This window comes from Vibrio artabrorum, assembly GCF_024347295.1.
Classification (GTDB): domain Bacteria; phylum Pseudomonadota; class Gammaproteobacteria; order Enterobacterales; family Vibrionaceae; genus Vibrio; species Vibrio artabrorum.
The window spans coordinates 767787-782114 of the sequence record NZ_AP025459.1 but is presented as its reverse complement, the minus strand read 5'-3'; the positions used below and the strand labels follow the sequence as shown (position 1 = coordinate 782114).

Here is a 14328-nt window from a genome sequence, read left to right as displayed (position 1 = left end):
TTGTAAAACTAAACGGGATAAGTTTCCTGATTGTTCGTAGATCAATTTTTGTAAATACCACATGGTGCTTACAATTTCTTCGAGTATGGAGCAAGAAATTGTAGTCTCGTATAGGATATAACCTCTTTACTATTGGTTGAGTAAAGAGGTTATACCGTTGTTACTGTCAACCTATGTGAGTAATTCCAATAAACTTCGGGTTTAATTATTGAATTCGGCTAGGACGAAGCAGCTGTACGCGGCTATTTGCAAATTTTTCAAATTGAGAAGCAATAGCTTCATAGTGTTTATCTTGATTAACGTTTGCAGCCATTCTAAATAATGGTGCAGCTCGTTCACGTGTAAGCGCATGGATCTGTTCATAATGCCATACAGGAAGAGGAACACCATCTTTATGAATTTCAACATAAGGTCGCATAAACTCAATTGCGTTTAAGATACCTCTTTCATCATTAGTTTCATAGTTCCATAAATCAACGTTTACCCATTGACCAAGTTGAGCCAACTCAGATAAGGATTCAAGATTAAATAACGAATATTGAAAACCTTTAGTTCGACGAAGCTCCATCGGTTGTGCACCGTCAGGTTCAATTTGTAAGGCAATTCGTTTACTCTTAACCTGCTCAAGAATAGATTTAGCGGTGTCATTGAGACCTAAAACTAATGCAAGCCGAGCAGTTTGTAGATCATACATACTACCGTGATTTTGCTTCATATTGGCTTCTTCTTGACCATTTTCACTGGTAAGTAACCAATCAAAATATTCAGTACTCCATTTATGTAAGGCTGTTTTATCTGCTTGAGCCCACTCTTTATAACTATCAAGTAATGACGCAGCATCAATAGTAGAAATTATTGCTTTACCTTCAATGATACCTATTCCTCGCCCAGGAAGGAGACCAGGAACTGCTTGCCCATAATTTATATTTGGATTCATGCGAGTAGCTGGATTGATATACCACGTACGTAAACAGCTCGCAGCCTTTTCAGCGTATTTAGTGTTATCACTGAAGTAGTAAGCTAAAGATAGAGAATCTATCATCTTCCCAAATTGGTCTAAACGCATTTTATCTGTGTATAACGGATTTCGAGATTCAGGATTGATCATTCCATCTCTTGGCATGTAAGGGAGACCATTCGGTTTACTTGGATCTGGCCATAGATATGGAGCCGTACTGTAGTAATCATGAACATCACCACTAATAGCACTAATAGTTTTGTCAGTAACTGTTGGACATTTTAATTTAAGCGCGCTATCTGCTTCGTTTATAAGCTTCAAGTAAGCAGGGGAAACATCTTTATCGTGACTTTTAATCTTCGCCTTAGTAATTGTTAAGGCTCCTTTATCTGCACCATAATATTTTACGTCAGAATTTCCCGCATGTGCTTGACCAAAACTTAAAAAGCAAGCAAAAAACGTTAGAGTATAAGCAACAGTTTTCATTTACTGCTCCTGTTTAATAGTCGATGAGGTTGGAGTTGGTTGTATAAATTCAACACGAATATCGTCTGTATCGTAAAGATTAAAGAAAGGTCTTCCTAATGAATCTTTCTCTACTGCATATTTGTCAAGGTTAGGGCGCCCATATCTCCCTGTTTCTTCATAGATGCCAGCAATATCTTTAGTTAGATAAGTAACGTGTTGCATCTCATCAAATTGTGAACGGCTTGGTTTCTTGTTAATGACAACATATTCAAGAAGATCTCCTCGATTGCCTGGAAGTTTCAAAAAAGCAGATTTACTGGCATTATCATGAGCTGAAATTCCATGCCATTCCTCTTTAAAACCAAGCTTTTTTGTGTAGAAATCTTGAGATTTAGCTTCATTTGACACAATAAAACTAGCTCTCCACATACGATTAGCAATTCGACGTTGGCCTAAATATTTCCCTTTACTTTTCTGTTGAAGACTATTTTTCGTATATTCAACAAATGCAATAATATGATTATCAGGATCTTTAATAGTTGTGGCTAAAGTTCCATCTTTTCGTTTCTTAATCTTAGTCGGTTTAAGTCCTTTGCTATTAAGTAACGAAAAAGTCTTTTTAGCATCAGTTACTTGTAGAGCTATCTCAATAAGCTTATCGTCCTGTATTTTACTTGGGGTTGGAGCTAGAACCAATTTAATAAACTGATCATCATTTACCTTTAGGTACCATGCTGGTTGTTCTTCAGTTACAGAAAAAGCGTACTCATATCCTGTAAACCCAGTGTAAAAAACTCGTGTTCGTTCCAAACTAGAAGATTGAAACGCAACATGAGCTAAACCTACTATGGGTAGTTCTGAAGCTTGTGTCCAACTACTAGAAATTGCTAAAAAAGCAAAAAATAGCCGTAATATTATTTTCATATATTTCCATCCTATATTTATATTGATTCACGTAAGTTTTGTATTCATACCCATTCAATTTGATGTTTGGTATGTAAGCTTTTGATAAATAAGTGATATCTTTGTTGTCAGATAGTATGAAACTTAGGCTGACAATTCTTCGATGGCTCAGATGAGCGTAGTTCAGGAGAGTAAATATTGTTCCGAACATGCTGATTCATGACTTTCCAGGGACGTTTTGTCGTGTTTAATTTCAGACTATAGGGCTGAAATTAATGTCGCCCTTTATTTTCATGCTTAATTTAATCATCTGTCATCTATCATCTATCATCTGGTTTTAAATTAGTTAATGAAATTTATCATGTTATTGGTGTTTTTTATTAATTCGTGATGTTCTAATTTAAGCTAATTTATCGTCGTGCATGAAATGCGTATTTTTGAACTTCTACATGTCAATTTTTGCAAATAATGGATTTAATAAAGCTGCAAAATATTCGTATAAAAAACAACAATCCATTTTTAAAAATAACACTTTTTAAAAATCACTTATAAAGTGGTAGAGGTGCGTTGAGAAATTGTCAATAACATTAAAGTGAAAAATAAAGATTGAATTAGCTCACGATTTATAAAAAATATCGTAATCGTTCACCAAGGTAACTTGACTCGATATTAACGGGGGGAACAGCCTATAGATCAAAGATGTTGGGGTACGGTCTCTTCGCCACAACAGCCGTGATGATCTCACTCAACACTGACATTGTCGACAAGCCACGTTTTTTGCAGGTTTCGATGAGGGTATGTATCCTACTGCGGAATTTATCGCCTGCATCCGAGGTCGTTCCGAAGCTGATTTTCCTTTGGATTACAAAACGGCGTTGTTGCGTAATTCAATGGAACTAAATCAAGAACCTACGATCTGAGCAGCTACGTCCACTCTATCTCGTAGCCCTATGCCTAAACCACGTTACAAAACAACTAACTGGAAGCAATACAACCAATCACTCATTAACCGTGGTTCTCTGACCTTTTGGATTGATGAAGAAGCAATAAGCGGATGGGCGCAAAGCAAACAGAATAAGCGCGGGAGGCCGCGTCGGTTCAGTGATTTAGCTATCACGACAGCACTCATGGTCAAACGAGTTTTTTCTATGCCATTGAGAGCGCTGCAAGGATTTATCGACTCGATATTTAGGTTAGCCCATGTACCGTTAAGTTGTCCGCATTACACCTGCATCAGTCGTAGAGCCAAGCAAGTTGAGGTTTCATTTAAGACTAAAACGAGAGGAGCGATACAGCACCTAGCTATTGATGCTACTGGCCTTAAGGTTTATGGCGAAGGTGAATGGAAAGTCAAAAAACATGGGACGGATGGCAAGCGTAGAGTCTGGCGAAAGCTGCATATTGCAGTCGATACCAACACTCATGAGATCATTGCCGCCGAGCTAAGTTTATCGACGGTTACAGATGGAGAAGTACTCCCGAACTTACTGAAACAAACACGCCGAAGTATCCTTAAGGTGTCTGGTGATGGCGCTTACGACACGAGAGCGTGTCACGCTGCTATTAAGATTAAGGGAGCTATTGCGCTTATTCCCCCAAGAGAAGGGGCTGCCTTTTGGGAGCGTGGTCACCCTCGAAATCTCGCCGTGGGTTGCCAGAAATTATACGGCTCAAATAAGTATTGGAAAGAGCGGTATGGATACCACAAACGTTCACTCTCAGAAACAGCGATGTATCGAGTTAAACAGTTGCTAGGAGGGAAACTGAGCTTAAGAAATTACAATGCCCAGGTGGGTGAAACTTACGCGATGATAAAAGCGTTGAACAAGCTTACTGGGTTAGGTATGCCTGAAACTTGTCGCATTGACTAAGAAACAAGCGAAACGGGTTGGCTCTATCTCTAAATTTAATTACGCAACAAAGCCTTACAAAACCTCTAATACATCGCTCAGCTTCATTATTGGTTAAGGGGATTGACGCTTTCTTGAGGAAAACCCACAAGCTCTCTCTATGTTTGAGCAGTAACTTGCATCGCCCCCGATATCGCTTGACCATGACATCAGTCCCTTTGCTCAACCAATGATCGAACGATTTCTGCAACCTACGCATTCTTCGTAAGTACAGCGCATAATTTAACTCATCTTGTTCATAACGATGCCGAGTATGGAAAATGGCGTTCGTCAGCAAACAAAGATGTCTGCCAATATAAGCGGTGTGGCCACCGCCACTATAATCCGCCATTTGCTGAAGGTTACGCTTCACATGTGCCCAACATAACTGATGACGGTCTGCGGCTATCCAGTTATAGCTAGGGCACTGGTCGCTGACCACAATGCCTGCATAGTCTTCATCAATGACCTTTTTCGCTGATGAGGTCGAGCGCGAATAAAGTATTTGCTCATAGACAAGGTCATCACTTGCCACTAACCAACACCAGCGAAGGCTTTGTTCATCATTTCGGTGATGAGAGGTCTCGTCAGCATGAATCAAAGGCGCTTTCTTTAATGCTTGTTTTATCGCTTGATGTAATGGCGTTAGCATTGAAGCGACTTTCGTTTGAGCTTCGCTGATCGCGCCAACTGAAAAGGTTGTGCCAAGCTGTTCTTTGAGAAGAGATTGGATTTTTCGAACACTGAGGTGATATTGCCCCGCAAGAACCCCAATGTAACTTAATAAGTTCGGCCCTATAATCCCTTGCGATGCATCGTCAGGCTTTTGAGCCTTGACGGCTTCTTTGCAGTGCCGACATTGACCTGAAAATAAACGGTATTCGGTGATATCGACAGTGGGCTTGGGAATATCAAAGACTTGGTGTCGGTAGTAAGGGCCGTCATGAACATCAATGTCAGACTGTTCGCAACAAGGACAACTATCAGGGAAGCAATCAATAATGATATCCGTGTCTTTTAACGGGGAAAGTTTTCGTTGATGCCCTGTGTGGCCTTTTTTAGCTCCTCTCGAATTGCGACCACCAGAGCTTTCATCTTTTTTCGCTCATGGCGATCTTTAGGACTGTCTGATGAGGGCGATTTTGAAGAGTTTTTGGAGCTAGTGGTAAGCTTATCTTCATAGTGCCGGAGCTGTTCCCACAGCTCATCAATAAGCACCTTAGCCTCATTCAGATCAGAGACTTTAGGTGGTGCGTCTTGGTATTTAGGAGCTTTTTTTCTAGTCATATAACTATGATGAAGCTCAAAAATGATCACTCAATACCTAAAGTGGGATCAAGTGCTAGAGGTCACAGTTTTTATGTCAATAGGGTTTGGTGAACACTTACAAAATATCCTTATTTGTTTTTTATTAACTATTAACGGCGTTGTTGATCAAATCATCTTGAAGAACAACGATGCCATATACGACTATCCGTTAGTTTCTGACGGGCATACCTAGTCCTATGACTTTGTTTATAGCCTTGACGTTCGCCATGATTTCACCCACTTGAGCGTTGTAACATCTCAAACTCAATTTACCGCTTGTTAGTCCCTTGTATCGGGACATCGCGGTCTCAGATATTGAACGATAGTGATATCCAGACTCAGCTTTCCACTCCGCTATTGTCCCATTTTTCAGAGCTGCTACTGCTTCGTTTCTGGGGTGACCGTCCTCCCAAGGTGCTGCATTCTTTCGAGGGGGTATCAACGGAGTACAGCCTTTATTTTTCAGAGCCTCGTGGCAACTTTTTGTGTCATAAGCTCCATCGGCAGATACGGCTGTGACCTTTCTGCGTAGTGGGTTGAGCAACGTCGGTAGCACTTCACTATCGCCAACATTTACAAGGCTGACTTCCGCACTAATAGCTTCGTGAGTATCCACATCTACAGCTAAATGCAGCTTACGCCATGTTCTGCGTTTTTCTGCACCGTGCTTTTTTACTTTCCACTCACCCTCACCAAAGACTTTAAGCCCAGTGAAATCAATGGCTATATGGCGAATAGCGCCTCTAGATTTATTGCGATATTTGACCTGAACCGTCTTCGAGCGTTTACTAATACAGGTGTAGTCGGGAGAGGTCAGCGGAACATCCATTAGCTCAAAGATAGAGTCGATAAAGCCTTGAAGAGCACGTAATGGCAGAGAGAATATACCCTTAATCATCAGGGTAGTTTCAATTGCTGTATCAGAGTACTGGAAGCCTCTACCACGCTTACCATGATGGGTTTTGCATCGCCATGCATCTACGGCTGAATCATCTATCCAGAACGTAACCGAACCACGTTTGCACAAAGCCTTATTGTACTCCGCCCAGTTAGTTATCTTCTTTTTAGCTTTACCCATATCACCACCGCTCTAACCATTACAAAGGATCAGATCGCAGGACTTGGAAAAGGTTCAATTGATTTAGGCAACAACGCCGTTATAAATTTCCCGTCCAAAACGAGTGGGAAATCAGTATAAATACCATCACTAAAACTTTTATAAAAGTCACTACAACAAACATAATGATGATTATTTAATAGATTATTTTTCGCCAGAACTTTGGCTGCAGATGAACATATCGCGGCGATATATGAACCGGCATTGATATGTTTTTTAATAATGTTAATAACCGTACAATCAGATCCCAGTTTATCTGTATTAGGTGGCCCACCAACTAAAATTAATACGTCATAAATGGCATCAATGTTATTGGACAAATAATCATCCGCACGAATCACTACATCATGATAAGAAGTCAAAAAAATGTCATTTTCACACGATAAAATAGTTAATTTAATGCCTAAACGACGAAGAATATCAATAATATTTATCGCTTCTCCTTCCTCGTATCCCGATGCAAGAAGTAAAGCTGCAGATTTCATATCTTACTCTTTATATCAATAAGTTAATGACCAATTAAATTTGGTCATTAGATCTAGTTAGCAAGCCCTAATGAACTTTATAGTTAAATGACCTCCGGCAGAGCCGGAGGCTTATTGGATGACGCCCTCTAAGGGCTTCAGTAAGCGCCCAAGGCGCTAGATCCCAAACTTCAATTGATCACGCTGCTCATCTTCCTGTTCTTGATTTCTTATATATTCAAGCACTGTCTCTTCATCCAAACCGACTGTAGATACAAAATACCCCCTAGCCCAGAAGTGCTCACCATTAAAGTTTCGCTGCCTGCCTCGAAACTTCTTAGCTATCGATATAGCGCTCTTGCCTTTGAGATAACCAACAACATTAGATACTGAATACTGTGGCGGAACACTGATGCACATATGAACATGATCTTTCATCAAATGCCCCTCTTCTATCGTTACGCCTTTACGTTTGGCTAACTCATGAAATGTTGCACCTAAGTGTTTCCTGATTGCACCGTAAATCATTTTTTGTCTTTTCTTCGGGATAAACACCACGTGGTATTTATACCAATTCCATTAAATTTGTGATCTAATATGGACTCTGAAAGGAGTCTATATGAACTCAGATTTATCAAAACTTATCAGCACAACCTCCAACGCTAGGTTAAGACTAAGATTACTCGCCGCATCTCACTTTATTGATGGTAAAAATCGAACTGAAATCGCTTCATTTCTTAAAGTCAGTCGCCTTAGTGTGAACAAATGGATAAAAGCCTATCTCGATTATGGCGTTGAGGGACTAACAGAAAAACCTCATACGGGAAGGCCTTCCAGACTGACTACTGAGCAAAAAGCACACCTTAAAGAATACGTCACTTCAAATGCGATAAAACCTGAAGGTGGGCGTTTACAAGGGAGTGATATCGCACAATTCATCTTTGATGAATTTGACGTTTCTTACCAACCATCCGGTGTATACCGCTTGTTGCATGAACTTAACTTGAGCTGGATAACAACGCGTTCAAAGCACCCAAAACAATCAGAAGAAACCCAAGAGTCTTTTAAAAAAATTCCAAATAGAAACGATCCTTAAGATCCCTGGCCATATCCACTTACAAGAAGTACTTGTTTGCTTTCAAGACGAAGCTAGATTTGGTCAGCGCAATACCACAACCAAGATTTGGGCTGAAAAAGGAACTCGACCTAGAGCCGTTCAACAGCAGCAATTTGAGTACGCTTATTTGTTTGGAGCTATTTGTGTCAATACGGGCGAAGCTGAAGCGATTGTTTCACCGTTAAGCAACATGGAAGCCATGACGAAGCACCTTGAATTGATCTCAACGGCGACACCTATTGGTAAACACTCAGTGATTATTATGGATCAAGCAAGCTGGCATCAAACACACTTAGCCAATCACTTTAAGAACATCACGATAATCCATATCCCGCCCTATTCACCAGAATTAAACCCAATAGAGCAAGTTTGGCAATGGCTTCGTCAGTACAGGTTAGCGAATCGGTGTTTTGAGAACTATAACGATATAGTGAACTCGGTGTGCGAAGCTTGGAACAGTTTTTGTGAAGATAAACGCAGAGTCCAATCTCTCTGCTTTAGAGACTGGACTAGATTGATAAGTTAATTAATGGAATTGGTATTATACCGCAAGAAAAAAGACGTTGAGTATGAACCTCTATTGGAGTTGAACACGAACTAAATGCGCGGAGCTTCTCCTCTGGAGGGGACTAAAAGTCAAATCCGCCTTCTAAGAAGGCGGGTTTTCACCTAGTTGTTATGCACAACAGCGTTTGTATTTCTTGCCACTGCCGCATGGGCAGGCGTCATTTCTACTCACTTTCTCAGCCTGTTTATTGGCAAACTGTGCCATGATCTCTGCAGGGGACTTACCATTCTTTATTAGCTTCGCCATATAAGCCATCGCATGTTGAGAATGATCGAAGAAACTATAATAGCCCTCACACAAGTAGTTATGGTCGAGTTCCCCTGTTGGTCCAGGCAAAAATCGATGTTTCGGGCAGCCGCCGTGACAGGCGAATCGATATCGACATGATTGGCACTTGCTATTCAGTTGTTTTGACTTGTTGAGTCCGAAGTCGATGGCCTCTTGACTATTGTTCATCGAAAGGATGGTGCGGTCATGGATATTGCCTAGTTTGTACTCTGGGTACACATAGTGGTCACATTGATAAAGGTCTCCATTTGCTTCGATGGCAAACGCATGCCCACATCGAGGTGCGAATACACATATAGGGCTGGGTTGACCAAGCCAAGTGGTTAATGTGGTATCAAATTGTTGAACAAAGACGTGTCCAACATCCTTGGTTACCCAGTAGTCGAAGATTGTATTGAGGAATTGACCATAATCAACGGGTTGGACAGACCAAGGTGTGACTTTTCCATATTTTTGGTCTGGATTTACTAACCAGGTATCGTTTGTCAGTTGATCAGATTCTTGTCGTTCAACTAATGGGATAAATTGAATAAAGTTCGAACCGATGCTTTTTAAAAATTGATAGACCCTGAGAGGATGCTTGACGTTCTTGTCATTGACAACCGTGAGGGTATTAAACTCGACTTGATGCTTTTTCAATAGCTCGATTGCTGCGACGACTTTACTGTGAGTCCCCTTACCACTGGTGTTGGTGCGATAGGCATCATGTAGATCTTCAGGGCCATCTATTGAAACGCCAATAAGAAAGTTAGCTTGCTTGAAGAGCTCACACCACTCATCGTTGATCAAAATCCCATTGGTTTGAAAGGCGTGAGAAATCGTTTTATTACCCCGATAGCGTTCGCACAATTGAAGTACGGTGCGATAAAAGCCCACACCGAGTAGTGTCGGCTCTCCCCCTTGCCATGCAAACTGAACGGTATCGCCCTGCTGCGCGTCGATATATTGTTGAATAAACACCTCAAGCGTTTCTTCATCCATACGCCAGTTTTTTTGTCTATCTGGATAGAGTTTTTCTTTCTCTAGGTAAAAACAGTAGTCACAGTCGATATTACATACCGAGCCAGATGGCTTGGCCATCACATGACAGTTGGTAATTTGGTTCATTGTAGTTTTCCTATGAAGACATCAGATAGCATGGTTAGGGCGTAGGTCACTGCTATCAGCATTATTATTATTGAAGTTAAAAACTTGATAATTCGCGCATGGGAGAAAGAGCACATGATGGCAACCAGCATTGCGGTTGCACCACATAAATATGTGAGAGTGGCATCTTGAGTTATCGAGACCTTTAGCAATACCACACCAATGGCAAATAGAACCAACTGAGTTCGTAGCCAGGATAGAGCAGTACGTTCAAACTGTAGCCCTTTAACCGCACTCATAGAGTGATGGCCAACGTGATAATGAAGGTGAGCACTAAAATGGTTGCACTAATAATCTTCATGTTCGATGTGTATTTGAGGTCTTGGTTTAGCCTCATCGCTTGTTCGTTGCGAGACCATCGTCGATAAGCATAGATAGCGACCGCTCCAGAGCAGAGGCATAAAAAACACGAGAGCAACAGTCGCACAAGTGGGTTCGCTAGTTCCGGAGTCAGCTGATCGAGAGCAATAGCGCCCGCTAACAAAGCAAGTGATGTTCTAATCCATGCTAGATAAGTTCGTTCATTGGCGAGTGAGAAGCGATAATCCGGAGCGCTACCTTGCTCCCGCCATGGTGATTTTTTAGAGCGGAACTTTTTCATTCTACTTTTTCCTTGGACAACGAGTTAAGACTCGTGAGCTTTGATAGATCGGCAGGATGGGGGCTGCGATGGTGCATGCTCAGCACTCCGGATTGTTTGAGTGATTTACAAAAACGAATCACAGTCGTCACGTCGGTAGCGCTGTACTCGCTAATTTCGCGATAAGTCCAGGGATAGTGTGGGTAGTATGCGAAGAAATGCTGTATCGCATCGATTATTCGGTTTTTAGCGTTGAAAGCACTAAATTGAACAAGACGTCGCTCAGCTTCCCCTAACTCTTGGCAAACTTCGGTCGTTAACGCTTTGGTTAGTGAAGGGGCCAGCTGTTGCAGATCTTCAAAGGTGTGAATATTTACTCGACTAACAACACTGTTCTCCATCGCTCTAGCCGTCGCTGGGTAGCGCTGATGAGTAAACAGAGAGCGATAACCGAAGTATGAGCCCTTCCCGTACAGTCTGAGTAACGATTCTTTTCCGGTTTCTGCCACTTGGTAAAGCCCTATAAATCCACTTTCAACGCGATAAAACCCAGATGCTTTGTTGTTACTAAAGTAGACAGCTTCTTGTTTGCAAACGGTGAGTTTACTGGTCATCTCTTTCAGTGATGTTGGTATCGGTATCGTCATACTGCCGTCATTGCGTGTTACTGGAAGCGATAGTGTACTGCAAAAAAAACAGAAGAAATATGATCAACGCCATAAACTAAACACTAATTGGTACGTTAGATTGTTTTTAGTAAAAAGGTGTTTTGTTTTTAGTGCTAACGAAGGTGGTTTATGCCATTCAATGAGCTGTTGATGAACGTGTGGTCTGCGGATGCAGTGGCTTTGAAGCTGCTTTTAGGAAGCATTTTTGGTTTATGTTTAGGGCTAACCGGGGTTGGCGGAGGAGTGCTGTTAATACCAATGTTGCAGTTATTTTGCGGAATGTCTCCCGTGTTGGCGGTCGGCACAGCAAGTTTGATTTCAGCGATGGTTAAGATCAACGCTTCCCTAGTTCATATAAAAGCTCGGAACGTATCTTGGAACAAGATAGCGCTACTGTTTGTTGGTGCGGTATCGGTTACATTGGTGGTCACTCAGCTGGTAGTTTACTACAGTACACATCCGCTTTACTCGCAAAGTACAGAACAGATGGTGACTTGGCTTGTGACAATTGTGATGGTTGGGTCACTGGTTTCAGTGTTCTCTAAATACAAAAGCATGTCTAAGGTTGAGCCGGGCTTAATTTCAGAGCCTAAAACAAACACCAAAAAAGCGATTGTTTCTGGCATGTTCTGTGGTTCAGTTTTGGGTTCGACGGGTGTTGGTGGGGGCGTTTTGCTTCTCCCTGTACTCAACAATGTGTTGCATTTGGATATTAAGAAAGCCATTGGCTCTTCGGTAGTATTGGCATTGTGTCTGTCTGCCATTGCCGCAGCTGGTTATGCAAAGGGTGGACAGTCAGATATTCATACCGCAATCTTGTTTTTTATCGGTTCATTTCTTGGCGTTCCTGTGGCTGCTCATTTGATGAAACACATGTCTGAACGTCACGTTTATTCGGCGACCATGATTGTTATTTTGGTTAGTTTGATTGCATATCTAATGCTTTAGATATCGAGCTTAGAGTTTGCTTTAAATTACTGTCGCTGGTGAATCAGCGTTCCTAAAAGTGTAGGTCGAGTTTAAAAAGTCGACCTGTGATTATTTGTAAATATATTGTTGTTAATTACAAGGATTAAATATGGCATTTACTTTGGCACTACCCAAAATAAATATCTCTGGCGAAAATGCGATCAACGAATTGGTTTGTCATTTAGTCTCCAAAGAGGTTGGTGATGGCTTTATTATTGCGGACAATGCATTAAAAGATCTGGGTTTACTTGAACCACTGATTACAGCGCTCAAAGAATCTAATTTGTCTTTCACTTGTTTCACGGATACGGTTCCAAATCCAACTGTAGCCGTTGTTGATAGTGCTTATCAGGCATACAAAGAGTCCGGTGCGAACTACATTATTGGATTTGGTGGAGGTAGTGCAATTGATACCGCGAAAGCTGTAAAGATCCTGACTGCGAATCCACAACCAATCACTCGTTATACAGGGGTGAACAATGTAAAGAATCAAGGCGTACCACTATTTGCTATCAATACCACGGCAGGTACTGCTGCAGAGGTGACCAGTAATGCTGTCATTACCGATGAAAAGAGCAAAGTAAAGTGCGTTATTATCGATAGCAATATTATTCCGGATATTTCTGTGAATGACCCTAGCATTATGGTTGGCTTACCCGCTGATGTTACGGCAGCAACTGGTATGGATGCCCTGACTCATGCTATCGAAGCTTACGTTTCAGTAGGTGCACACACCCTAACCGATCACTCTGCGCTAGAGTCTGTTCGCGTGATTAGTCAATACTTACCTCATGCTGTAGAGGATGGTTCAAATATCGAAGCGCGAGAGAAGATGGCATTAGGTCAGTTCCTAGCAGGTATGGCATTTAATAGTGCTGGATTGGGTATGGTTCACGCCATGGCACATCCAGCAGGCGCACATAAAAACCTACCACACGGGGTCTGTAACGCTATTCTCTTGCCACTAGTGTGTGAGTTTAACCGACCACATCGGATAGGGAAATTTGCCAAACTGGCTGTTGCTCTGGGGTGTAAAATTGATGGAATATCTGAAGAGCAGGCGAGTATCGAAGCTGTGAAGGCGATCCGTGAACTTAGCTCGCGTGTTGGTATCCCCGTTGGATTTGGCCAGCTAGGTGTCACAGAAGATGATGTGAAAGTCTGGGTGGATAGTGCGTTGGCAGACCCGTGCGCCGGAGGCAACCCCGTCAGCATGACCCCTGACGATGTGCTCACTTTGTATATCAAGTCGCTTGGGTAGTTAACACCATTACGTTGATTACATGAGCCCGTCATTCAAGGCGGGCTCATTTGTTTGCAATTTTTTAAGGTTTCAAAGGAGAATCATCTTACTGATTGCATTTTTTGACGCGATTCACATTGGTCATCCAGAAATGCGAACATCTCTTTGTTATTTAAACCCACGCACTATGCAAATTTTGCCCTCAAAATGGCGTTGTTGCCTAAATCAATTGAACCTTTTCCAAGTCCTGCGATCTGATCCTTTGTAATGGTTAGAGCGGTGGTGATATGGGTAAAGCTAAAAAGAAGATAACTAACTGGGCGGAGTACAATAAGGCTTTGTGCAAACGTGGTTCGGTTACGTTCTGGATAGATGATTCAGCCGTAGATGCATGGCGATGCAAAACCCATCATGGTAAGCGTGGTAGAGGCTTCCAGTACTCTGATACAGCAATTGAAACTGCCCTGATGATTAAGGGTATATTCTCTCTGCCATTACGTGCTCTTCAAGGCTTTATCGACTCTATCTTTGAGCTAATGGATGTTCCGCTGTAAGTGTTCACCAAACCCTATTGACATAAAAACTGTGACCTCTAGCACTTGATCCCACTTTAGGTATTGAGTGATCATTTTTGAGCTTCAT

Annotated in this window: 15 protein-coding genes and 2 pseudogenes; 5 read left to right on the top strand and 12 right to left on the bottom strand. The window is 41.7% G+C overall.

Annotated features, from left to right (window positions below; genetic code table 11):
• Positions 1–205: 205 nt before the first annotated feature.
• The 3 genes and pseudogenes from OCU36_RS17635 to OCU36_RS17625 form a co-directional block, all read right to left on the bottom strand.
• A complete protein-coding gene (locus OCU36_RS17635) occupies positions 206–1444 on the bottom strand; it encodes an alginate lyase family protein (protein ID WP_261839813.1) in 1239 nt (412 codons plus the stop codon).
• Positions 1445–2350, bottom strand: a complete 906-nt coding sequence (locus OCU36_RS17630; protein WP_261839812.1) for a VOC family protein — start codon at positions 2348–2350, stop codon at positions 1445–1447.
• 665 nt (positions 2351–3015) lie between these two features.
• Positions 3016–3204 (bottom strand): annotated as a pseudogene (locus OCU36_RS17625) (IS66 family transposase); the annotation flags it as partial.
• 75 nt (positions 3205–3279) lie between these two features.
• Here OCU36_RS17625 and OCU36_RS17620 point away from each other — a divergent pair.
• Positions 3280–4200 carry an IS5 family transposase gene (locus OCU36_RS17620; RefSeq protein ID WP_261837391.1) on the top strand — a complete coding sequence of 307 codons (921 nt, stop codon included), beginning with the start codon at positions 3280–3282 and terminating at the stop codon, positions 4198–4200.
• Here OCU36_RS17620 and tnpC read toward each other — a convergent pair.
• The 5 genes from tnpC to tnpA all read right to left on the bottom strand — a co-directional run bounded on the left by tnpC (position 4160) and on the right by tnpA (position 7665).
• Complete coding sequence (tnpC, locus tag OCU36_RS17615; RefSeq protein ID WP_261840743.1) at positions 4160–5218, bottom strand: IS66 family transposase; 1059 nt, start codon at positions 5216–5218, stop codon at positions 4160–4162. The genes OCU36_RS17620 and tnpC overlap by 41 nt on opposite strands.
• A 17-nt stretch (positions 5219–5235) precedes the next feature.
• Positions 5236–5505 (bottom strand): DUF6444 domain-containing protein, encoded by a 270-nt coding sequence (locus OCU36_RS17610; RefSeq protein WP_261839811.1) that lies wholly within the window; start codon positions 5503–5505, stop codon positions 5236–5238.
• Positions 5506–5695: 190 nt separating this feature from the next.
• Entirely contained in the window at positions 5696–6604 is a 909-nt protein-coding gene (locus OCU36_RS17605; protein WP_261839810.1) for an IS5 family transposase, read from the bottom strand.
• 29 nt (positions 6605–6633) lie between these two features.
• Positions 6634–7128, bottom strand: a complete 495-nt coding sequence (locus tag OCU36_RS17600) for a DJ-1/PfpI family protein (RefSeq protein WP_261839809.1) — start codon at positions 7126–7128, stop codon at positions 6634–6636.
• Between the two features lie 156 nt (positions 7129–7284).
• Positions 7285–7665 carry an IS200/IS605 family transposase gene (tnpA, locus tag OCU36_RS17595; protein ID WP_261839808.1) on the bottom strand — a complete coding sequence of 127 codons (381 nt, stop codon included), beginning with the start codon at positions 7663–7665 and terminating at the stop codon, positions 7285–7287.
• Between the two features lie 61 nt (positions 7666–7726).
• On the opposite strand from tnpA, the gene OCU36_RS17590 reads away from it, so the two are divergent.
• A protein-coding gene (locus tag OCU36_RS17590; protein ID WP_390206953.1) for an IS630 family transposase occupies positions 7727–8750 on the top strand; the annotation gives its coding sequence in 2 pieces (ribosomal slippage) (positions 7727–8181 and positions 8180–8750; 1026 coding nt in all).
• Between the two features lie 150 nt (positions 8751–8900).
• Here the strand turns inward: OCU36_RS17590 and OCU36_RS17585 are convergent.
• Genes OCU36_RS17585 through OCU36_RS17575 form a run of 4 tightly spaced genes read right to left on the bottom strand, consistent with a single transcriptional unit; the run spans position 8901 to position 11453 of the window.
• Entirely contained in the window at positions 8901–10187 is a 1287-nt protein-coding gene (locus OCU36_RS17585) for an anaerobic sulfatase maturase (protein ID WP_261839807.1), read from the bottom strand.
• Positions 10184–10465 carry a DUF202 domain-containing protein gene (locus OCU36_RS20120; RefSeq protein WP_065677826.1) on the bottom strand — a complete coding sequence of 94 codons (282 nt, stop codon included), beginning with the start codon at positions 10463–10465 and terminating at the stop codon, positions 10184–10186. The genes OCU36_RS17585 and OCU36_RS20120 overlap by 4 nt, the downstream gene beginning before the upstream one ends.
• Positions 10462–10827 (bottom strand): YidH family protein, encoded by a 366-nt coding sequence (locus OCU36_RS17580; RefSeq protein WP_261839806.1) that lies wholly within the window; start codon positions 10825–10827, stop codon positions 10462–10464. Before OCU36_RS17580 ends, OCU36_RS20120 begins: the two co-directional genes overlap by 4 nt.
• A complete protein-coding gene (locus tag OCU36_RS17575) occupies positions 10824–11453 on the bottom strand; it encodes a Crp/Fnr family transcriptional regulator (RefSeq protein ID WP_261839805.1) in 630 nt (209 codons plus the stop codon). The genes OCU36_RS17580 and OCU36_RS17575 overlap by 4 nt, the downstream gene beginning before the upstream one ends.
• 150 nt (positions 11454–11603) lie before the next feature.
• Between OCU36_RS17575 and OCU36_RS17570 the strand changes: the two genes are divergently transcribed.
• The 3 genes and pseudogenes from OCU36_RS17570 to OCU36_RS17560 form a co-directional block, all read left to right on the top strand.
• Positions 11604–12422, top strand: coding sequence for a sulfite exporter TauE/SafE family protein (locus OCU36_RS17570; protein WP_261839804.1), 819 nt, complete (start codon positions 11604–11606; stop codon positions 12420–12422).
• A 130-nt stretch (positions 12423–12552) separates the two neighbouring features.
• Complete coding sequence (locus OCU36_RS17565) at positions 12553–13704, top strand: iron-containing alcohol dehydrogenase (protein WP_261839803.1); 1152 nt, start codon at positions 12553–12555, stop codon at positions 13702–13704.
• A 269-nt stretch (positions 13705–13973) separates the two neighbouring features.
• Positions 13974–14237, top strand: a pseudogene (locus tag OCU36_RS17560) (transposase); the annotation flags it as partial.
• Positions 14238–14328 lie beyond the last annotated feature (91 nt).